This is a genomic window from Telmatobacter bradus (genome assembly GCF_048629425.1).
GTDB classification, from domain to species: Bacteria; Acidobacteriota; Terriglobia; order Terriglobales; family Acidobacteriaceae; genus Telmatobacter; species Telmatobacter bradus.
Genome location: NZ_CP184532.1, coordinates 1,441,406 through 1,460,232 on the forward strand (window position 1 = coordinate 1,441,406; position 18,827 = coordinate 1,460,232).

General features: G+C 59.5%; 17 protein-coding genes. 10 read left to right on the plus strand and 7 right to left on the minus strand.

Translation table 11 applies throughout. The annotated features are described in order from the left end of the window. Positions 1–117: 117 nt before the first annotated feature. Complete coding sequence (locus ACOBR2_RS06115; protein ID WP_420239158.1) at positions 118–417, minus strand: hypothetical protein; 300 nt, start codon at positions 415–417, stop codon at positions 118–120. 215 nt (positions 418–632) lie between these two features. Here ACOBR2_RS06115 and murC point away from each other — a divergent pair, with 215 nt between their 5' ends. After that, a complete protein-coding gene (gene murC, locus ACOBR2_RS06120) occupies positions 633–2,000 on the plus strand; it encodes a UDP-N-acetylmuramate--L-alanine ligase (RefSeq protein WP_420239159.1) in 1,368 nt (455 codons plus the stop codon). Positions 2,001–2,013: 13 nt separating this feature from the next. Here murC and ACOBR2_RS06125 read toward each other — a convergent pair whose 3' ends face one another. After that, complete coding sequence (locus tag ACOBR2_RS06125) at positions 2,014–2,340, minus strand: HigA family addiction module antitoxin (protein WP_420239160.1); 327 nt, start codon at positions 2,338–2,340, stop codon at positions 2,014–2,016. A 13-nt stretch (positions 2,341–2,353) separates the two neighbouring features. Further along, positions 2,354–2,632 carry a type II toxin-antitoxin system RelE/ParE family toxin gene (locus ACOBR2_RS06130; protein WP_420239161.1) on the minus strand — a complete coding sequence of 93 codons (279 nt, stop codon included), beginning with the start codon at positions 2,630–2,632 and terminating at the stop codon, positions 2,354–2,356. A 227-nt stretch (positions 2,633–2,859) separates the two neighbouring features. Between ACOBR2_RS06130 and ACOBR2_RS06135 the strand changes: the two genes are divergently transcribed. The 9 genes from ACOBR2_RS06135 (at position 2,860) to ACOBR2_RS06175 (ending at position 15,350) form a co-directional block, all read left to right on the plus strand. Continuing rightward, positions 2,860–4,362: a cell division protein FtsQ/DivIB gene (locus ACOBR2_RS06135; RefSeq protein WP_420239162.1), complete on the plus strand. Its 1,503-nt coding sequence runs from the start codon at positions 2,860–2,862 to the stop codon at positions 4,360–4,362. 3 nt (positions 4,363–4,365) lie between these two features. After that, positions 4,366–5,574, plus strand: coding sequence for a cell division protein FtsA (gene ftsA, locus ACOBR2_RS06140; protein WP_420239163.1), 1,209 nt, complete (start codon positions 4,366–4,368; stop codon positions 5,572–5,574). Positions 5,575–5,663: 89 nt separating this feature from the next. Further along, a complete protein-coding gene (ftsZ, locus tag ACOBR2_RS06145) occupies positions 5,664–7,139 on the plus strand; it encodes a cell division protein FtsZ (protein WP_420239984.1) in 1,476 nt (491 codons plus the stop codon). A 411-nt stretch (positions 7,140–7,550) separates the two neighbouring features. Beyond that, positions 7,551–8,858, plus strand: coding sequence for a penicillin-binding transpeptidase domain-containing protein (locus ACOBR2_RS06150; RefSeq protein WP_420239164.1), 1,308 nt, complete (start codon positions 7,551–7,553; stop codon positions 8,856–8,858). Between the two features lie 132 nt (positions 8,859–8,990). Further along, the gene (locus ACOBR2_RS06155) at positions 8,991–10,046 is read left to right on the plus strand and encodes a rhodanese-like domain-containing protein (protein WP_420239165.1); all 1,056 of its coding nucleotides are present in this window, start codon (positions 8,991–8,993) and stop codon (positions 10,044–10,046) included. A 45-nt stretch (positions 10,047–10,091) separates the two neighbouring features. Then, complete coding sequence (locus ACOBR2_RS06160; RefSeq protein WP_420239166.1) at positions 10,092–11,729, plus strand: UbiD family decarboxylase; 1,638 nt, start codon at positions 10,092–10,094, stop codon at positions 11,727–11,729. Further along, the gene (locus tag ACOBR2_RS06165) at positions 11,719–11,967 is read left to right on the plus strand and encodes a hypothetical protein (protein ID WP_420239167.1); all 249 of its coding nucleotides are present in this window, start codon (positions 11,719–11,721) and stop codon (positions 11,965–11,967) included. The genes ACOBR2_RS06160 and ACOBR2_RS06165 overlap by 11 nt, the downstream gene beginning before the upstream one ends. Positions 11,968–12,094: 127 nt before the next feature. Beyond that, the gene (locus tag ACOBR2_RS06170; RefSeq protein ID WP_420239985.1) at positions 12,095–14,905 is read left to right on the plus strand and encodes a choice-of-anchor D domain-containing protein; all 2,811 of its coding nucleotides are present in this window, start codon (positions 12,095–12,097) and stop codon (positions 14,903–14,905) included. A gap of 163 nt (positions 14,906–15,068) precedes the next feature. Then, entirely contained in the window at positions 15,069–15,350 is a 282-nt protein-coding gene (locus ACOBR2_RS06175) for a PQ-loop domain-containing transporter (RefSeq protein WP_420239168.1), read from the plus strand. Between the two features lie 10 nt (positions 15,351–15,360). Here ACOBR2_RS06175 and ACOBR2_RS06180 read toward each other — a convergent pair whose 3' ends face one another. The 4 genes from ACOBR2_RS06180 to ACOBR2_RS06195 all read right to left on the minus strand — a co-directional run bounded on the left by ACOBR2_RS06180 (position 15,361) and on the right by ACOBR2_RS06195 (position 18,791). Next, on the minus strand, positions 15,361–15,828 hold the full coding sequence (locus ACOBR2_RS06180; RefSeq protein WP_420239169.1) for a NuoI/complex I 23 kDa subunit family protein: 468 nt from the start codon (positions 15,826–15,828) through the stop codon (positions 15,361–15,363). 99 nt (positions 15,829–15,927) lie between these two features. Further along, on the minus strand, positions 15,928–16,788 hold the full coding sequence (locus tag ACOBR2_RS06185) for a hypothetical protein (protein ID WP_420239170.1): 861 nt from the start codon (positions 16,786–16,788) through the stop codon (positions 15,928–15,930). A 231-nt stretch (positions 16,789–17,019) separates the two neighbouring features. Next, complete coding sequence (locus tag ACOBR2_RS06190; protein WP_420239171.1) at positions 17,020–17,604, minus strand: hypothetical protein; 585 nt, start codon at positions 17,602–17,604, stop codon at positions 17,020–17,022. Continuing rightward, a complete protein-coding gene (locus tag ACOBR2_RS06195) occupies positions 17,601–18,791 on the minus strand; it encodes a DUF2157 domain-containing protein (RefSeq protein ID WP_420239172.1) in 1,191 nt (396 codons plus the stop codon). The genes ACOBR2_RS06190 and ACOBR2_RS06195 overlap by 4 nt, the downstream gene beginning before the upstream one ends. Positions 18,792–18,827: the final 36 nt, after the last annotated feature.

Here is an 18,827-nt window from a genome sequence, read left to right on the forward strand (position 1 = left end):
GATTCTCCCGTCCAGCCGGGGCAGGCATTTCATCCTGTCTGCAGTTTAGATGCGTGCGCCGGTCAAAATGAGTCTTCGACCGGCGCATTTTGTGCATTTTTAGTTCAGTTGGAGCCTTTACCAGCGGCCCCGGCCGCGCTCAAAGCCATGCGGGCGGTCCATTGGCACGGGGCGTTCCCGTACGATAATGCGATCCGGGCCATGGTGCCCACGGAACTCCCAGCGTCCGGGAATCCAGTAGCCGTTGGTGTAGTAACCAGCGCTCCAGGCGTAATCCGGACCGGGACAAGGGGGCACATAGGCCACTGGTCCGCGTACATAGATTCCAAATTCGGCGGCCTGTGCCGGAACCGTTCCCAGCGCTGCTGCACCTGCCACCATCGCCGCACCCAGCATCCAGTTCTTCATGCCTGTCATAACGCTCCTCCTGGCGGCTGGCTTTTTCTCTTCCCGGAGTCTCTCGTGAGTGAGATTGCCGCCGTTATGTCTTGTCTAAACACTGCCGTATGAGAATGTTGCGAAAAGTTTTGAAAAATAATTTTGCGCAACTTTCCGCCCTTTGCCGGGTTCTATCCATGCTTTGACCTGCGCCGCAGAGCCGCTCTCAGTGGTAAAGTTGATGCTTACCCACCATGTTTGCAACCTCACAGCACGCACACTTTATTGGCATTGGCGGCATCGGCATGAGCGGTATTGCCGAGATTCTGCTCAACCTTGGCATGAAGGTCTCCGGCTCCGACTTGCGCCGCGGCCCCGTTACCGACCGTCTGGAAAAGCTGGGCGCCACCATCTACGAGGGCCACAACGCGGCCAACATAGAGGGCGCAACAGTCGTTGTCACCAGCTCGGCCGTGAGCCGGGATAACCCTGAAGTCGTTGAGGCCCACGCCCGCAAGATCACCGTAATTCAGCGGGCCGAGATGCTGGCTGAGTTGATGCGCCTCAAGTACGGCATTGCCATTGCCGGCATGCACGGCAAAACCACCACTACTTCCATGGTGGCGGCGGTGCTGACGGCGGGCGGGCTCGATCCGACGGTAGTGGTGGGCGGCCGCGTGGACGCGCTTGGCTCCAACGCCCGTCTGGGTACCACGCAGTATCTGGTGGCCGAGGCCGACGAGAGCGACCGCTCCTTCCTGAAGCTGTCGCCGATTCTGGCCGTCGTGACCAACCTCGACCGCGAGCACATGGACTGCTACCACGACATGGCTGACGTTGAGAATGTCTTTCTGGAGTTCATCAACCGCCTGCCGTTCTACGGCGCGGCCACGGTTTGCATTGACAATCCGCTGCTGAAGCCGATTCTGCCTCGCGTCCGCCGTCGCTTGTTTACCTACGGACTGGATTCCGAGGCCGACTATCGTCTGGAGTTGCTCGCTACCCCTGAGGGCCGTTTTGCCCGCTTCCAAGTAGTGCGGGAGGATCGCGTTCTAGGGCCCTTTGAGCTGCATGTGCCCGGGCGTCACAACGTTCTGAACGCTACGGCGGCCGTGGCCATTGCAGACCAGCTTGGCGTGCCGTCGGAGAAGATTGCCTCCGGACTCAATCACTTCCGCGGGGTTGATCGTCGCTTTCAGCAGCGCGGCGTGGCCCGGGGCATTGCCGTGGTGGACGATTACGGCCACCATCCCACCGAGATTCGCGCCACTCTGGCCGCAGCCCGTGAGTGCGGTTACAACCGCATCCATGTGGTTTTTCAGCCCCACCGCTACTCCCGCACCCGCGACCTGATGGCCGACTTTGCCGGAGCATTTGCCGACGCCGACACGTTGGCGGTTCTGCCCATCTATGCTGCCAGCGAGCAGCCCATTGAGGGCGTGAGCGGCGAGCTGCTGGCGGCATCCATCGAGTCGCCCAAGGCCCGTTATGTGGCTGATTTTCCAGCCGCTATCGCCGCCATTCAGGTGGAGGCCGCTCCCGGCGATCTGGTGCTTACGCTGGGCGCAGGCAACGTCAGCCAGCTGGGCCCGCAGGTTTTGGCCGCGCTGGAAGGGAAGTAGCGATTAGCCTGTTTTACGCCGCTGACCAGGTGTGGACGTCGCGTTCGATGGTCGCACCCTGCTCCAGGCGGGCCTTGGAAAGATCATGCGCCTGCTGCAGGTTCAGCCAGTACTCCGGGCTGGTGCCAAAAAAGCGGGCCAGACGCAGGGCTGTGTCCGGCGTGATGGCGCGGCGGCCATGCACAATCTCCCCAATCCGCGTGGCGGGAACACGGATGGCCAGCGCCAGCGCGTTCTGCGAGATTCCATGTGGTGCCAGAAACTCTTCCTGCAGCATCTGGCCCGGATGCGTGCTAACCCGTTCAAGATTCCAGCCGGTTGTGGGCCGCTCAATCGTCATGGAAGTGCTCCTTCTAGTGGTAGTCCACGATTTCAACGTCGTGCGCTCCGTCGTTCTTCCAGACAAAGCAGATGCGGTAACGGTTGTTGATGCGGATGCTGTGCTGCCCGGCTCTATCTCCCTGCAGGGCTTCCAGCCTGTTTCCGGGTGGAATGCGCAACTCGGCGAGCAAAAGTGCAGCTTCAAGTTGATCGAGCTTGCGCAGGGCAATGGGCTGATTTGCCGCCCATTGCCGACTGAATCCCTTCTCGAAGAGATCCCGTGCCGCTTCGTCCCTGAAGCTTTGGATCATGCAAGACAAGAATATAACGTTACGCGTATTACGCAAAGCATATTAACAGCAAAAATCCGTCTTTTGTTCCATCCGGCACAGTTCATGGTTCCCACTTTCTCTTCCCTGTCCCAGGATCGCTGTTCTCCCGTAACCCCGCGGATTCCCCTGCGAAAGCCTGCGGAAAAAGCAACGAAGGCGCGGGATATAGTGGAATCTGGCGACTCTCACGACCTTGCTCGGGCGTGATGAATCTTGGCAGCACCACAAATCGACCTCCAACCTGGGAGGATGAACAGCCCACGGAGCCCCCTGTTCGCCGCAAGGCGCAGGCACGGGCCCGTGTAAGCCCTCGTCTGTCTCAAGCCGACGGCGCATCCCCGGAGGATGAAGCCGGAGCGGTCGTGCGCCCGGAGTGGGGCAAACGCTGGACCGGGAGCCGGGACGGGGATGCGCCGCAGAGGCCCTGGTGGCGTCCGCAGTCCAACTGGGGCCGTGCGCTGCTAGCCCTGGGTGCGTTGACGGTGCTCGGTGGCCTGACGGCGGGCGGTCTGGCGCTGCGCACCTATCTTGAGCATGCCAATGGATTTCGCATTGCCGGAACCTCCAATATTCAGGCCACGGGACTGACCGAGGCCAGCCGCGCGGATCTTCTGCCGGTCTTTGGCGAAGACATTGGCAAGAACATCTTTTTCGTTCATCTGGACGAACGCAAGCGCGAACTGGAGCAGATTCCCTGGATTGAGCACGCCACCGTAATGCGGGTGCTGCCCGATCAGCTGCGTGTGACTGTGGTCGAGCGCAAGCCGGTGGCTTTTACGCAGATTGGCCAGCAGACCGGTTTAGTGGATGGCGACGGTGTGTTGCTGACCATGTCGGCTGCCGATATGGCCGGGCATCATTACTCGTTTCCAGTGGTTACAGGGCTGAATCCGGGCGATAGCGCCGATGCTCGCCGTCAGCGTATGGCCGTTTATGTAAGGATGATTGCCGAACTGGATGCCAACAATCAGCACAACAGCGAGCAGCTTTCCGAGGTCGATCTGTCTAATCCGGAAAATGCCCGGGTAAAGCTGATCGAGCAGGGCTCCGACGTGACGGCCGAGTTGGGCGAAGACCACTTCATGGAGCGCTTCCAGCGCTACAAGGCGCACATCAGCGAATGGCGGCAGCAATATCCGCAGCTGGCCGGTGTTGACCTGCGCTATGACGATCAGATGGTGCTGAAGATGGGCAGTGCCGCGACGAATCCGCCGCCTCCCACCGATGCCGCCGCGTCAGCCGCTGTTCCATCCGCAAAGCCATCGCAGCAGAGTGCAGCTCCGGTAGCTGCCAACAAGGCAGCCAAGAGCGCCGAGAAGAACAAAACCTCGGACAAGAACGTAACCAAGGAAAATGCCAAAGGCGCTGCGAACAGCAAGGATGCGAAGAATCATGCGGGAACGGCCAAGGCCGGCGTAAAGGACGCAAAGAACAGCACTACCACCGCACGTAAGACAGACGCGGGCAAGCAGAAGGTCAGCGCTGCATCGGCCGCCGCCCACGGCAACAAGGCGCATCCGGCGGTTGCGGAGGGCAAGAACAATCCCCGTCAGGCGCATACTACACAGACAGACAAGGCGCGTGTGGAGCAATTGCGGCTGGAGCAGCAGAAGAAGCATGATGCGGCGCAGCATCATGCCGCGCTGAGTGCAGACAAGAACCATCCTGCTGTGTCGAACACGGTGGGTCTTGCGGTGGAGGGTCAGTAACGCATGAGTCAGAAGCAGGAAAACCTGATTGTTTCGCTCGATGTAGGCAGTGCTTGCACGCGGGTGCTGGCCGCTGAACTGCAGGAGGGTGCGTTGCGCTACCGCGGTCACGGCGTGGTTGAGTCGGCGGGTATGCGCAAGGGGCTCATCAGCGAACTGGCTCCGGCTGCCAAGGCGATACGCGCCGCCAGCGAGGCTGCTGAGCGCGTTTCGCGGCTGAATATTGACGAGTGTGCCATCAGCATTGGTGGTCCGCACGTGCGTGGACTGAACACCAATGGCGGCTTTGAGCTGGGCAACCGCATGCGCGAAATCACCCGCGACGACGTGCGTACGGCCGTTGAGCGTGCCCGTGCCGTGGAACGTCCTCCGGACCGCGAGTTTCTGCATTTGCTGCATCGCCAGTTCATCCTCGATGAGCAGCCCGGCATCTTCGATCCGGTGGGTATGGTGGGCACGCGGCTGGAGGTCGATCTGCACATTGCCACCTGCTCGGCTTCCGCGCTGCAGAGCGTGGTCACCTGCTCCAATCGCGCCGGACTCGAAGTAAGTGAAGCGGTGCTGGAGTCGATTGCCGCCGCTGAGAGTACGCTCTCAGCCGATGAGCGTGAGCTGGGTGTTTGCCTGCTCGACATCGGTTCGCATTCGAGCGATCTGATCGTCTTCTTTGAGAGCGCCGTGGTGCATACGGCCTCGGTGCCCATTGGCGGCATGCACTTTACCAACGATCTGGCTGTGGGCCTGCAGATGCCGGTGCAGCAGGCCGAGGAGCTGAAGAAGCAGTACGGCAACGCGGTTGTTACAGCGGTGCCCCAGCAGTCCGAGATTGAAATCAACAACCCGCAGCCGCAGATGCTGCGTTTGCGCATGCTGGCCGAGATTCTTGAACCGCGCGCCCGTGAGCTGATGTATTACGTGAAGGAGAGCCTGCGGCAGGGCGGCGTAGTGGATGCGCTGGGTGCGGGCTGTGTGCTGACCGGCGGCGGAGCGCAGTTAGCTGGCATGCTGGATGTGGTTGAAAGCTATTTGCGTGTACCGGCCCGCATTGGTTTGCCGGTGCGGCTTTCGCAGATGCCGGGCGAGCTGATTCAGCCATCCTGGGTTACGGCGGTTGGTACACTGCTTTACGTGCAGCGCACCCGCAATTCACGTGAGGCAGAGTCGCGCAGCCTGCGTTCGCGCCTGCGTTCCATGCTTGCATCGGGATATTGAAACGCTTTCACACTTGCGTGCTGCAAAACTGTGAAACCATAGAAATGGATTACGGCAACGCCGGTCTGAATCAGGAGGGCCAAACGACGATGGAACACGACAACAACGAAGCCGGAGAGATGCGGATTCAATACCACGAACAGCCACCGCGCGGTGCGCGCATCAAGGTGATTGGCGTGGGTGGCGGCGGTGGCAATGCTGTCAATCGCATGATTCAGGCCCGCATGGAAGGCGTGGAGTTCATTGCCGCCAATACCGATGTGCAGGCGCTCAAGCTTTCGCAGGCTCCGGTAAAGCTGCAGCTGGGCGTGCGTTTGACTTCGGGCCTGGGCGCGGGCGCAAATCCTGATGTGGGCCGCCGCGCGGCGCTGGAAGATTCCGAAAAGATTATTGAAGCCCTCGAAGGCGCTGACATGGTCTTCGTCACCGCCGGTCTGGGCGGTGGCACGGGCACCGGAGCTGCTCCGGTGATTGCTTCGCTGGCCAGTGAGATGGGCATTCTGACCGTGGCCGTGGTGACCCAGCCTTTTACCTTTGAAGGCAAGCGCCGCATGGCGCAGTCGGATCGTGGATTGAAGGAGCTGATCGAGAGCGTCGACACCATGATCGTGATTCCCAATGAGAAGCTGCTGGCGGTTGCCAAGGACGCTGGCTTCTTTGAGAGTTTCCGCATCGCCGACGATGTGTTGCGTCAGGGCGTGCAGGGTATTTCCGACATCATCACCATCCCCGGCATCATCAACCGCGACTTTGCCGACGTGAAGACGACCATGGCCGGTATGGGATACGCGGTGATGGGTACGGCGGTTCGCGCTGGTGCCAGCCGCGCCGCTGAGGCTGCGCAGGCCGCCATGGCTTCGCCGCTGCTGGAAGAAGGCGCAATCGATGGCGCACGCGGCATTCTGATCAACATCACCGGTTCCAGCTCGCTCAAGCTGAGCGAGGTCAACGAGGCTTCGTCGTTGATTCAGACGGCCGCGCACGAAGATGCCAACATCATCTTTGGCGCAGTGCTCGACGAGAAGATGGGCGAAGAGGTCAAGATCACCGTCATTGCCACCGGCTTCCGCGAACAGATGCCCGAACGTCGCGCCCGCATGCTCAGCGTGGAAGATACGCCCATCGTCTCGGTGCCTGTGCTCAGCACGGAAAACTGGGTTGTCGAGGAGCCTGCGCTTCCCGCGCTTCCGCTGGCGCGCTTCCAGAGTGAGGATGAGACGCTGTCTGCTTCGGTCCAGCAGGTCGGCGTACAGGCTACGGAGGAAGCGGTTGCTGAAACAGTTGCCTCCAGCGCGGTGGCTGTACTGGAAGCAGCGCCCGAGCCTGCCCCAGAGCCCGTCTTCAGATCACAGATGCCTGAGGCTCAGTCCTTCATAGAGGCCAGGCAGGAGCCGATTCCTCCCGCGCACGACTACGCGCCCGAGTTTCCTCCCGTCCTGCGCAACGAGGTGCGGGTTGAACTGCCCTCGGAGCCGCCTGCCGGTGCGCTCTTTACGGAAGCCGCGGAGACTGAGCAGCAGCGTGACCTGGATGTTCCTGCCTTTCTGCGTCGTCTGCAGTTTTAAGAGCAGAGAGCAGAGGCTAGGTAGACACGTTTCAACCAATCCCTGCAGTTGGGTGCCCCGGGTCTGGATGTTCAGACCCGGGAAGCACGCAAAATCTACAAAGTCGCTGATTTTTGGAAATTTGTTTTCTTTCGCGGCAGTTGTATAGTTCAAGAAAGCCCTTTGTGCGCTGTATTGATCAGAAATGCGACATACTGACTGCATGGTGTGGTGCGCATAGGGGCGAAAAACGGGAAAACCCGAGAGAATTTTCAGAAGAGGGCTCTATGTCGTTTCGCATCAGAGAGATCTGAAGATTGCGATAGAGAGATTCCCTCTTTTGGCCGATAGGTCTGGTGTCAGACGCACCGGTAAACAAAGCGCAGTCCGGCAAGCGCTTACACAAATCCCCTCGGAGAGGATCGCAACTGGATGAAACAGCTTTCGGTGAAGACATTGGGATGGAGGATGGCTGGTCTGGTGGCTGGTCTCTTTGTGGGGCAAGTGGGCGCATGGGCGCTGAATGTGCAGCAGTCAGTGCATCGCCCCAGACCGGAACAGCACCTGATGCAGACGCATCACGCGGCCAAAGGCCATGCTGTGGCCAAGGGACGTGCCGCAGCTCATGCAGGCAAGACTGAGTCTGCCGCCAAGGCAGAGGCTGCAGCTCCTGCCACAGGTGTGCGCCGGGTAAGCCTGCATGGCCGCCACAAGAAGGTCTTCAACGAGCGCTTTACCGCCAGCTCTTTCGCGCAGGGGCAGGCCGAAGGCGATGTGACCACGGGCGAAGATCCTGTGATCCGTCAGGCCGCCATTGACGCGCTTGGTGATATGAACGGCACCGCTGTAGTGATTGACCCGAGCAACGGTCGCGTTCTGGCCATGGTCAACCAGAAGCTGGCCCTTTCGCCCGGTGCTGAGCCCTGCTCCACCATCAAGATTACGGTGGCCATGGCCGCGCTGAGTGAGGGTATCGTCAACCGTGACACCATGGTGCCTCTGGGCGGCTTTCGCATGAACATGACCCAGGCTCTGGCCCACAGCAACAACCTCTACTTTGAGGCGCTCGGCCGTCAGCTGGGTTTTGAGCGCGTGCACCACTACGCCACGCAGTTTGGTTTGGGCGAGCTGGCCGGTTATAACATTCCTGGGGAGCAGTTGGGAACCTATCCCGACGAGGAGCTTCCGGCCAAGGAAGGCGGCGTGGGCCGCATGTGCAGCTTTGGCCAGGGCGTTTCGCTGACCCCGCTGCAGTTGGGCGCTTACGTTGCGGCCATTGCCAATGGCGGAACCCTCTACTACTTGCAGCACCCCACCACGTCCGATGCGATTGCCAGCTTCCAGCCCAAGGTCAAGCGCCAGCTCGACATCGCCAAGTACACCCCGGAGATGCTCGACGGCATGGCCGGAGCGGTTGAGTTCGGCACCGCACGCCGCCTGAGGGCCAACTTCCAGGAGTTCCCGGTCTTTGGCAAAACCGGTACCTGCTCGGACAAGGGAACCCGCTTTGGCTGGTTTGCCTCCTATGTGGACGCGCCGCAGGGCAGACTGGTGGCGGTTTTCTTCCTGGAAGGTGGACGGCCCACCTTTGGTCCCCGCGCCGCTGAGCTGACCGGCCTCTTCTACAAGGGCCTGCAGGAGCATGACTACTTCAAGCCGCAGCAGGCTCAGTCGCTGCTGCCTGCCGTTACGGTTGTTCCAGTCAGCCATCCAGAGGTCAAGCCCGCTCTGCAGCCGTAATGAGCTTTCCGCGTAGAAAAAGGCCGTCCTTCGGGGCGGCCTTTGCTTTTGCAGTCCTTGCCGGGCACGAACCTTCCGGCGGGAAAACATTTTCGATCATCCTTGCGTCGAAATGTTTTCCTGCCGCATCCTATGACTGAAGGCGTTCTGTGTTCGGCCTTCAATTCCTACTACAATCTTCTGAATCGAGAAAATATGGAACTCCCTGTCCACATCCTGCTGACCTATGGCTACGTCCTGCTCTTTGGCTGGGTGCTGGTGGAGCAGCTTGGTGTCCCTTTGCCGGCGGCCCCGGTGCTGCTGGCTGCGGGCGCACTCTCTGTCGAGGGCCAGCTCAATGTTTTCTTCTCGTTTTGGACTGGGCTATCGGCGGCGTTGATCGCCGACACCTCGTGGTTCTTTGTGGGCCGCCATTACGGCCACCATGTGATGCGCTTCCTGTGCAAGCTCACGCTGGAACCGAGCAGTTGCGTGCGCAAAACCCAGCTTTCTTACGGCAAGCGGCGCGGCCTGCTGCTGGTTTTTGCCAAATTTGTGCCCGGGCTGGCTACGCTGGCTCCGCCGGTGGCAGGCAAGAGTGGCATGCGCGCCCGTACCTTTCTGGCGCTGGACACACTGGGCTCGGCTCTCTGGGTGGGGGCGTTGCTGGTGGGAGGGCGCTTTTTTGGCGCTTTGCTCAACACCAATCCTCACCTGCTTGACTGGGTTGGTCACTTCTCTGGATTTTTCCTCGGTTTCGGAATTGTCTCGTTCCTCGTCTTCAGAATCGTGCGCCGCTTCGTGATCGTACGCCGCTTCGTGCGTTCGCGCATGGAGCCGCATGAGCTGAAGCAGCAGATGGACGAGGGCGAGCAGTTCACCATCGTGGACCTGCGTGGGCACGAAGAGCGGCTGCTTGATCCGGTCACGCTGCCCGGCGCGATTCACTTTGCGCCCGACGATTTGACGCACCGAGCCAAGGAGATTCCCCGCGACCGCGACGTGGTGCTCTTTTGCAATTGCCCCAATGCGTCCTCCGCCGCCAGTACGGCGATGCGTCTGCACAAGCTCGGTCTGGAGCGTGCGCGCCCCCTGCGCGGCGGCGTGAACGGCTGGCGTGAGGCGGGTTTTCCGCTGGAAAGCATCGAAGACAGCGGACTGGTACAGTTGCTGGATAGATCTGCGCCGATTGTCGCGGAGACGCTCTAAAATAGACCCTGCGGCTCTCTTCACGAGCCCATCGGGAGCAAAGCTGTGGCCTACGACGATCTGCGCGAATGGATTAAAACCCTGGAAAAGCACGGCGAACTGAAGCGTATCCACGCTGAGGTTTCGCCGGAGCTGGAAATTACCGAGATCACCGACCGCGTCAGCAAGATCGGCTCGCCCTTCGCCGACAAGAGTGTTTCCCAACCAAAAGATCAAAGGCCCGGCGGTCCGGCGTTGCTCTTTGAAAACATCAAAGGCCATCCCGGCCACAAGGTACTCATCAATCAGTTTGGCAGTGAGCGCCGCATGGCCTTGTCGCTGGGTGTGGAGACGCTGGAAGAGATTGCCGGGCGCATTACCGGCCTGCTCCAGATGAAGGCTCCCGAGGGCTTTCTGGACAAGCTGAAGATGTTGCCCCAGTTGGGTGCGCTCACGGCCGCGCTGCCCAAGACGGTGAGCGCCAAGGATGCCCCTTGCAAGCAAGTAATCTTGCGCGAGGGCTTCGATTTGAATCAGTTCCCGATCCTCAAGTGCTGGCCGCACGACGGCGGGCGTTTCATTACGCTGCCCTGCGTGCATACCCGCGATCCCAAGACTGGTCGTCGCAACGTCGGCATGTACCGGATGCAGCTCTTTGATGGCCAGACCACCGGCATGCACTGGCAGCGGCAAAAGGTGGCCGCCGAGCACTACCGCAACGCCCTGCGTGCTGTTGCCTCACTTGGCTCAACCGAGAGCCCTGCCACGGCCAGCGTCGCGGCCATGGCGGAGTCGGCGGGCGGCTCGGTTCGCATTCCCGACGGCCCCATCGGCGGCTTGCCGCAGGTGGCGCTGGGCAAGGTGAAGGGACGGCGGCTGGAAGTGGCCGTAGCCATCGGCACCGATCCCGCTACGACGTTTTCAGCCATTGTGCCCGCGCCGCCCGAGGTGGAAGAGTTCATGGTGGCAGGATTCCTGCGCGGCAAGCCGCTCGAAATCGTGCAGTGCGAGACGGTGGACCTGCAGGTGCCCGCGCATGCCGAGATCATCCTGGAAGGCTATGTCGAGTTGGGCGAACTGCGCACCGAAGGCCCCTTCGGTGACCACACCGGTTTTTACACCATGACGGAGGAGTACCCGGTCTTCCATCTGACCTGCATCACTCACCGCAAAGATCCGATCTACGCGGCCACCATCGTCGGCAAGCCGCCCATGGAGGATACGTACCTGGCCAAGGCCGTCGAGCGCATCTTTTTGCCGGCGATGAAGATGACGATTCCCGAGATCGTCGACATCAACCTGCCCGCCGAGGGCGTGGCCCACAACCTGATGCTGGTTTCTATCAAGAAGAGCTACCCCGGTCAGGCGCGCAAGGTGATGAATGCCATCTGGTCGCTCGGCCAGGCCATGTTCACCAAGTGCATCGTGGTGGTGGACGAGGATTGCGACGTGCAGAACCCCTCGGAAGTGGTGCTGCGCGTGGCCAACAACATCGACCCGGAGCGCGACATTCAGTTCATGCTGGGCCCGGTGGATTCGCTCGACCACTCCAGCCGCCTGCCCAACTACGGATCGAAGATGGGCATTGACGCCACGCGCAAATGGAAGGCTGAGGGCTTCGACCGTCCCTGGCCGGCCATGATCGAGATGGACTCGGCCACCAAGGCCAAAGTTGATGCGCTGTGGAAGGAACTTGGAATTTGAGGGAGTTTCTCAGGCTGGTTCCGCAGAAAAACAGGGCGCGTTTACGCGCCCTGTTTTTTGGGCGGAAAGCAAGGCTGCAAAGCAGACCAGAGGACGGCAGTTTGTCCAGAATTGCAACAAAACGTGCAAAATACCTCTACAAGGAAGCTTTTTAGGTAAATTAAGCAACACACTTAAAATCAATTATATAAACGTATTTCTGGATAAGGTCCAGCAAGGTGTTTTTTCTTATAGATAAAGTTTATGCTCTGAAACTTTTTCTGCTTGACAGTTTGTTTTGTGGTCCTGTTAAATTGCTCCCTCTAAGTCTCCAATGAAATTTTTTCATATAAAGAATTTCACACCCGAAGGGCAGTGATTCGATGATGTTGGGCGATTGTGTAAGAAAGTCCTATCTGAGTTTTTGCGGGTTCTTTTGTTTGCTGGCGCTGGCGGGTTGTAATGCTGGTTTCCTCGTAACGGGAAGTCTGTACGTCGGCCCGGTCAGTTTGCAGTTCAGCACGATGACTACGACGGTAAGCAGTGCGCAAACCGTGAATGTCTTCAATATAGGAAGCGCTCCAATACGGATCAACTCGATTGCCGCCACGGGAACAGGCGCTTCGACCTTTACTACAAGCAGCGCCTGTGGAACGGTTCTGAATGCAGGCAAAAGCTGTACGGTCAGCGTTGCGTTTGCTTCGACCACGGCGGGTAGCTACTCGGCCAATCTGGTGGTGAACAGTAATGTGGGCACAGAGCAGGTTGCCATGAGTGGAACTGCCACTGCGCCCACCCCGCAGGCCAGTTTTTCTACCACGGCGCTGGGCTTTGGCACCGTGGCGGCCAACTCCAGCACGACGAGCGCGGTTACGCTGACGAATAGCGGCACAGAATCGCTGGCTGTTGAGAGCCTCTCGGTTACCGGCACGAATGCCAATTTCTTTACCGATACGACAAGTTGCGGAGGGATACTGGAGGTCAATGCCTCGTGCGCGATCAATGTGACCTTTGCGCCGCTGGTTGCGGGCAGTTACAGCGCCACGCTGAACGTACCCAATAGCGACAGCACGGCCAGCCAGAGCATCCCGCTGAGTGCCACCGTTACGCCTTCCACCATCACCATTGACACCACTGCGGCGAGCGACTGGAAGATTACCAATGGGGTACTGAGCATTGATTTCAATTCCAGTGTTGGACGTATTCAGGGCATCACCATGGGAGGGTCTAGCACGCAACTGGTGGATACCACTAACACTGACAGCCATGGCGTGAAGGGCCTCTACATGGATAACTCGGGCTTTGGCTCTGTGACCGGTACGGCCAACTACGACTACGAGCCAGCCACCAGTTCGACGCCCGCCTATCTGGACTGGTGGGTCAACTATCCGTCGAGCGGCACCACCAACACTTACACGTATACGATGCACTGGGTGGTTACGGCCAACGATCCCGGCATTCATGTGTACTTTGTGGCCAACCATGCCACAACCGACAGTGCAGGCAGTATCGGTCAGGTGCAGTGGGCCTATCGTGATTCGCTGACGGAATTCGTCAATACTTATTCCGTCAATCCTTCGGTGAACAATCCCGTGCCGCTTGATACGCCACTGCCCAGCAGCACCGAATTGTTTACTACAGTTACCGGACGCAATGTGCAGGATGCTACTTGGGACCTGAATGGATTTACCGATCTGCCGACTGGTTGGACGCGCCAGTTCCACACTAAGTACGACCATGCAGGTTACGAGTACCTGCATCAGGCGCATGGACTGTATGGCCCAACCTATGGTGTGTGGGCGGTGATTCCCAGTCATGAGTCCATGGTGGCCGGACCCAGCAAGCAGGATCTGTTCTACACCGGCAACCTTCTGATCATGGAAGCCTATTCGAACCATCTGGACAATGGGCTTACGCTGTCAACGGCAGCGGGCACGGCCAGTTCGCGCCTGTTCGGTCCCTACTACATACACTTCAACAAGTTTGGGCAGGCCTACACCAGCACCGGCAACACGCTGTCAACGCCTGCGGAGATGTATGAGGATGCCGTGGAAGTTGGCAACAGCTTTTCGAGCTTCTACGACAGCGAGGCTGACCTTGTGGCAGCCGGCTATGTGCCGTCAGGCAATCGGGGAACGGTGAATGTCTCGATAGGCAATGTTGCAGGTCTGGGATCGACCACAACCAAGGCTGCTTGGGCGGTGCTCAGCGACAACAAGACGAACTTCCAGTTCTCCAGCGTTGGTGCACAGTACTGGGCCGATATTACCGCTACCGGCACGGCCACTTTCTCCAACGTGATTCCGGGAACCTACCGGCTGAGCGTCTACGAGATGGGGCAGTGGGGGGAGATGCGCATTGACAATGTGGCGGTAACTGCTGGCCAGACCACAACCGTTTCGCAAGCCTTTGTGCCGGAAAACTTTGGTTCGACCGTCTTTGCCCTTGGCACGCCTGACCGTTCGTCGCACGAATTTCTACATGGCCATGATTCCAATGGCTACGACTACAAGAACTACTGGGGAAGCTATAACTACTGGTCGGATTTTTCCACCAATAGCGGCGCAGTCGTCTACTATGCCACAACCGTGGGTTCGGTAACGGCCACCAATAATCTGGAGGCGTGGAACTACCATCACTGGAAGACCTTCGATCCCGGCTTGTATGACTCAAGCAATAGCTCCACAGATAACTATGTGAATAAGATTCCAAGTTATGTCGCAGGTCTTGCCACGAAGAGCGGAACCAATGGTGTAACGACACCCATTCCGGCATGGAGCCTGCACTTTGCCACGCCATCGAATGTGTCTACCTATAGCAGTGGCTACGTTGAGTTGTCGGTGGGGATGGCCTGTAACTATGGATCCTACGTGGTAAAACTTATCGGCAGCAGCACCCTGACACGCACCTGGAGTTATAGCAGCAGCACCTACTCCGACTGCATGATACGTAGTGGCCTCTCCGGTTATTACGAGTGGGTGGTCTTCGAGTTTCCGGTGAGTGCGCTGAATACTACGGTGGGTGGGGACAATGTGTTGAGCATCAGCACCAGCCAGTCTGGGGTCATGGATGATGCGCTGCGGCTGGAGTTATCAACCACCTCGGCGGCACACGCCACAACCGGCTGGTATGACTACGAGTATGTGCCAACCTCATCGGGAACTGTGCGCTCGGTTGATACTTCGTCGAACCCATAACTGCCAGTGCTCAGAACATAAACAGGAAGGGTTGGCAGAGATGCTGGCCTTTCCTGCTTCTGCGATCATCTAGAGTGGACGCCGAGTCAACGTGCCCTTGAATACGGTGTACAGCAATTGAGAAGATGGAAAAGACGGGTCTGCGATCCGTGGGGGAGAAGAGATGAAGGAAATTGTGGCCTGGATCTTCGGGCTTGGCTTGGTGTGCAATGCGCTGCTGTTTGTACCGCAGGTGATTGCCGTATGGCGCAAAAAAACCGATGAAGGCGTCTCGCTGCTGACCTTCGGTGGCTTCAGCTTTCTGCAGATGATCGGCATTGTGCACGGACTGCTGCAGCACGATCGCGCCATCACGATTGGCATGGCCACGAGCCTGGCCAGTTGTGGCACAGTTACGGCGCTCACCGCGTATTACCGCGTCCGGCGGCTGCGCTCGGCCAGATAGTTTCTGCCGGTTACTTTGCGGCCAGTGCCTCGGCTGAAACCAGCATATCTTCCTTGCGCATCACCAGATTCGTGGCGTTCATCGTGGCCAGTTCAAAGCCGTGGCCGTGGGTGATGGCGTCAGTGGGGCAGGCCTCAACACAATAGCCGCAGAAGATGCAGCGGTTGTAGTCGATGTTGTAGACCTTGGCGTAGCGGTCGGCCGAGGAAATGCGCACCAGATCGGTGTTTTCAGCCGCCTCGATGTAAATGCAGTTCGATGGGCAGGCGGCGGCGCACAGGTAGCAGGCTACGCACTTTTCCAGGCCGTTTTCGTCGCGCTGCAGCACATGCGCTCCGCGAAAGCGTCCCTCAAAGACTGCGCCGCGCTCTGCTCCGGGACCGTCCGGATAGTTCTCAACTTCGGTGGGCGCGAACGCCTCGCGGAAGGTGATGCTCATGCCCTGGGCAATGGCTCCGATATTGCGCACAACCGACATGCGCCCAGTATACGACGCTTTTGTGCGTTTAACCACGATGTGGTTCAAAAAGCCAACGCCCCCGGGAATACGGGGGCGTTGGTGTGTGAATCCACGGGCTTATCGTGGCACGCTGCGGCCGTGATTATGCGCGGGAGGAGTCGTGACCACGCGGCGGTCGGGCTTGGCCCCGGTCAGCTTCTGGCAGATTTCAGAATCCTGCCCACGCATGAGGCCGGGAATCGCGTCCTGCCCCTTGCAGATGCGCAGCTTTACGGCGTCGGCGTCTTTTCCCGCCAGGGGCAGCATGCGCTCCAGATTGCTGGCTTGGTCCACGTCATAGCGGAAGAGTGAGTCGCTCGGTTCCTTGTCCTTGCCGTACTCAAAGTGGCTCCACGTATACAGCAGCGCTCGGCCGTTCGGCTCAGCCACGGCAGCATAGACCTGTGTCCATTCCACACCGGTCAGATGGCTCTCGGTCCACAGTGGCGCACCCTGCCCGCCCTGAATCCAGCGTGCTGCCCAGGCATGGCTTTTGATGTCGTAGTGCAGGGCGGTGAAGTAGGTGGTGGCGCCGCAGTCGCTGCAGTTGTCATAGAGCAGAGACAGCTCTTCCGGTGTGCCGTCGGCAAAGCGCATCCAGTCCAGCCAGTGGGGATTGACGCCCTTTACCAGAGGAACGAGGGTGTGGTCGGTCAGCGAGACGCTCCACAGGGCGAAGGTGTCGTTGTCGGCTGCTGCCTGCGGGTTGGCGCGTTTGCTGGTCAGCACCAGTGCCGCGTCGTACTCCACGCCGATTTCGCGGATCGCCGACCAGTCTTCAACGGCCAGCGCGCGGCTTACCCAGGTGACCACGCTCTGATCCTTCTGCGCATGGAAATCAACCCAGTGAAAGGCTTCGGGCGCCTGCTGGGCGCACAGGCTTCTTGCGGCAACAAAACAAATCAGAACAAGAAAAAAACGGGTAGTAAAAGTGCGCATGTTCCTAGTTTAAGCAGAGCCGTGCGCCTTGTCTTCCGGCGGAGCGCATTGGGTGATCGGTAAGAGTCACCCGGCATGGCTCGAAAAGGGCGTCTTCCTGAGCTCCTCCGGCAAATAAATACCATTCCATTTGGGTGCCCCACCCTCGCCACGTCTTTGTTTTTGTGGCTAGGGTTGGAGAGCAGGAAAACACTCTTTCTTTGCCGAATCCATTACTCTGCCAGCTCTGCGCTACTTCAGCTCCAGCGGCTTCCAGATGTTGTTTTCCTTGAGCGCGAGTTGCAGGGGGCGCGGCGGACCGGCCGGGGGCACGGTCACTTCAATCCACAGCTCCTGACCGGACTTGAGCGGCAGTGGGCTTTGGGCTACGTCGCCGATGAAGTAGTCCACCGGCTGATCAAGCACAAGTTCGGAACAGGGTGTGTCGGTGTTGGCCGTGGCGCTCAGGTCGGCGGGCATTCTTGGTTCACCTTCCGGCCACAGCGCCAGCAGGGTGTTGTTTTCCACCTTCAGATGGACTGGAAAGCTGATCGAATGGGGGCCGCGCACTACGTAATGGCTGTGGGGCAGCACGGCAGCATGCGTGTCGTGTTCCGACGCGGCCAGTTTGGCTGAAGGCAGAGTGCTGCGGCAGCCATCGACGATCAGGTTCAGGCTGAGGTAGCGGCCGCGCATGGGCAGCGTGGAATCGATGGCGCGCACGCGGGTCCAGACGCGCGGGCAGTGGTGGCGCTCATACAGGTATTTGGCCGCGATCGACGAAACCAGCGCCAGTTGCACAAGCAGCAGAACGATGGAACTGCGGGCGATCTTCATAGCGCCTCCTCCGTACCCTTGACGGGTTCGTTCATGTGGGCCAGCAGCCCTCGGCGCAGCTTTTCCAGCGCCCAACCGCCAACCAGGAAGAGAATGCCCAGCCCGATCAGGCCGAGCGAGCGACCGAAGGCGTCAAAGAGGTTGGAGTAATAGAACCAGCCCACCGCCAGTGCAAAACCCACCACGCCCAGATTCACCAGCCAGCGCGAGCCCACGCGCACGCCCCACCAACAGAGGAAGACGGCAAAGCCTGCCACCAGCGCATGGGCCATCAGGCTGGGCTCGGTGCGGGTGTAGCTGCCAGTGTAGTGGCCGTTGAAGCTCTGCATCCAGACGTGCTGACAGCAGGGCAGCGCCAGCGCGTAGGCCAGTGTGGCGGCCATGGGGATCAGGCCTTTGCGGCCTTTGAAGGTGGCAAGCCCGAAGGGCAACAGGCCCATCGCCAGCCAGAACCAGACGCGCAGGCCGAAGGGCAGAAAACTCTGCTCGCTTGAGTACGTTGCCCAGCCCTCCAGCATCATGCAACTGCCCACCAGCAGGGCGAGCGTGGCGGCGGTGTTCAGCAGTCCTGCCGCGAGCCTGCGCTTTGCATGGAGGAACAGGATCAGGTACAGCATTCCCCACAAAACGCAGAACCGTCCCAGATAGACGTCCTGCCCGATCTTCCACTGGCTTCTATATGCCAGCTCGCTCAAAATCCAGGCGGGTGTGAGCAGTATGGCCAGCGTCTGTTGCGCCTCGTCATGCAGCAGTGCCCAGCCGGCCCATGCAGCCAGTGCCCAAAGCAGAATGGCCGCGGGCCAGTGCTCCTGTATGTTGAAAATCTGCCCCACCAGCGTAATGGCCGCACCGGTTGAGAGCGTTCCCACGGCATGCAGTGCGGTGGAAAGGCTTTTGTAGCTTGCGCGTGTCCAGCCGCCGGCCAGGTGGAAGAGGGAAACCATTGCCAGAACAAGCAGGAAGCGTGCACCTGTTCCTAGCTGGTCCCAGTGCACCGAGACGAAGAGAATCACGCCGCAGCCCAGCAGAAGCGCGCCCAGAATGAGCGCAATCAGACTCTGCCAGCGCAGGCCACGGGAACGCGCTGCCTCGGGCAGAACTTCGAAAGTGCGAATGCGCGCGGCAGCTTCGTCGTCAAGAACACCCGCCGCAGTCCAGCGTTGGAGCATCGATTCAAGGTCGGCCATAAGGTTGGCGAAATTATACGGCAGGGATCTGTTCCT

Coding starts and splice junctions, on each gene's coding strand:
- ACOBR2_RS06115 (WP_420239158.1), bottom strand. CDS start 417: ATGACAGGCATGAAGAACTGGATGCTGGGTGCGGCGATGGTGGCAGGT.
- murC (WP_420239159.1), top strand. CDS start 633: ATGTTTGCAACCTCACAGCACGCACACTTTATTGGCATTGGCGGCATC.
- ACOBR2_RS06125 (WP_420239160.1), bottom strand. CDS start 2,340: ATGACGATTGAGCGGCCCACAACCGGCTGGAATCTTGAACGGGTTAGC.
- ACOBR2_RS06130 (WP_420239161.1), bottom strand. CDS start 2,632: ATGATCCAAAGCTTCAGGGACGAAGCGGCACGGGATCTCTTCGAGAAG.
- ACOBR2_RS06135 (WP_420239162.1), top strand. CDS start 2,860: ATGAATCTTGGCAGCACCACAAATCGACCTCCAACCTGGGAGGATGAA.
- ftsA (WP_420239163.1), top strand. CDS start 4,366: ATGAGTCAGAAGCAGGAAAACCTGATTGTTTCGCTCGATGTAGGCAGT.
- ftsZ (WP_420239984.1), top strand. CDS start 5,664: ATGGAACACGACAACAACGAAGCCGGAGAGATGCGGATTCAATACCAC.
- ACOBR2_RS06150 (WP_420239164.1), top strand. CDS start 7,551: ATGAAACAGCTTTCGGTGAAGACATTGGGATGGAGGATGGCTGGTCTG.
- ACOBR2_RS06155 (WP_420239165.1), top strand. CDS start 8,991: ATGACTGAAGGCGTTCTGTGTTCGGCCTTCAATTCCTACTACAATCTT.
- ACOBR2_RS06170 (WP_420239985.1), top strand. CDS start 12,095: ATGTTGGGCGATTGTGTAAGAAAGTCCTATCTGAGTTTTTGCGGGTTC.
- ACOBR2_RS06175 (WP_420239168.1), top strand. CDS start 15,069: ATGAAGGAAATTGTGGCCTGGATCTTCGGGCTTGGCTTGGTGTGCAAT.
- ACOBR2_RS06180 (WP_420239169.1), bottom strand. CDS start 15,828: ATGTCGGTTGTGCGCAATATCGGAGCCATTGCCCAGGGCATGAGCATC.
- ACOBR2_RS06185 (WP_420239170.1), bottom strand. CDS start 16,788: ATGCGCACTTTTACTACCCGTTTTTTTCTTGTTCTGATTTGTTTTGTT.
- ACOBR2_RS06190 (WP_420239171.1), bottom strand. CDS start 17,604: ATGAAGATCGCCCGCAGTTCCATCGTTCTGCTGCTTGTGCAACTGGCG.
- ACOBR2_RS06195 (WP_420239172.1), bottom strand. CDS start 18,791: ATGGCCGACCTTGAATCGATGCTCCAACGCTGGACTGCGGCGGGTGTT.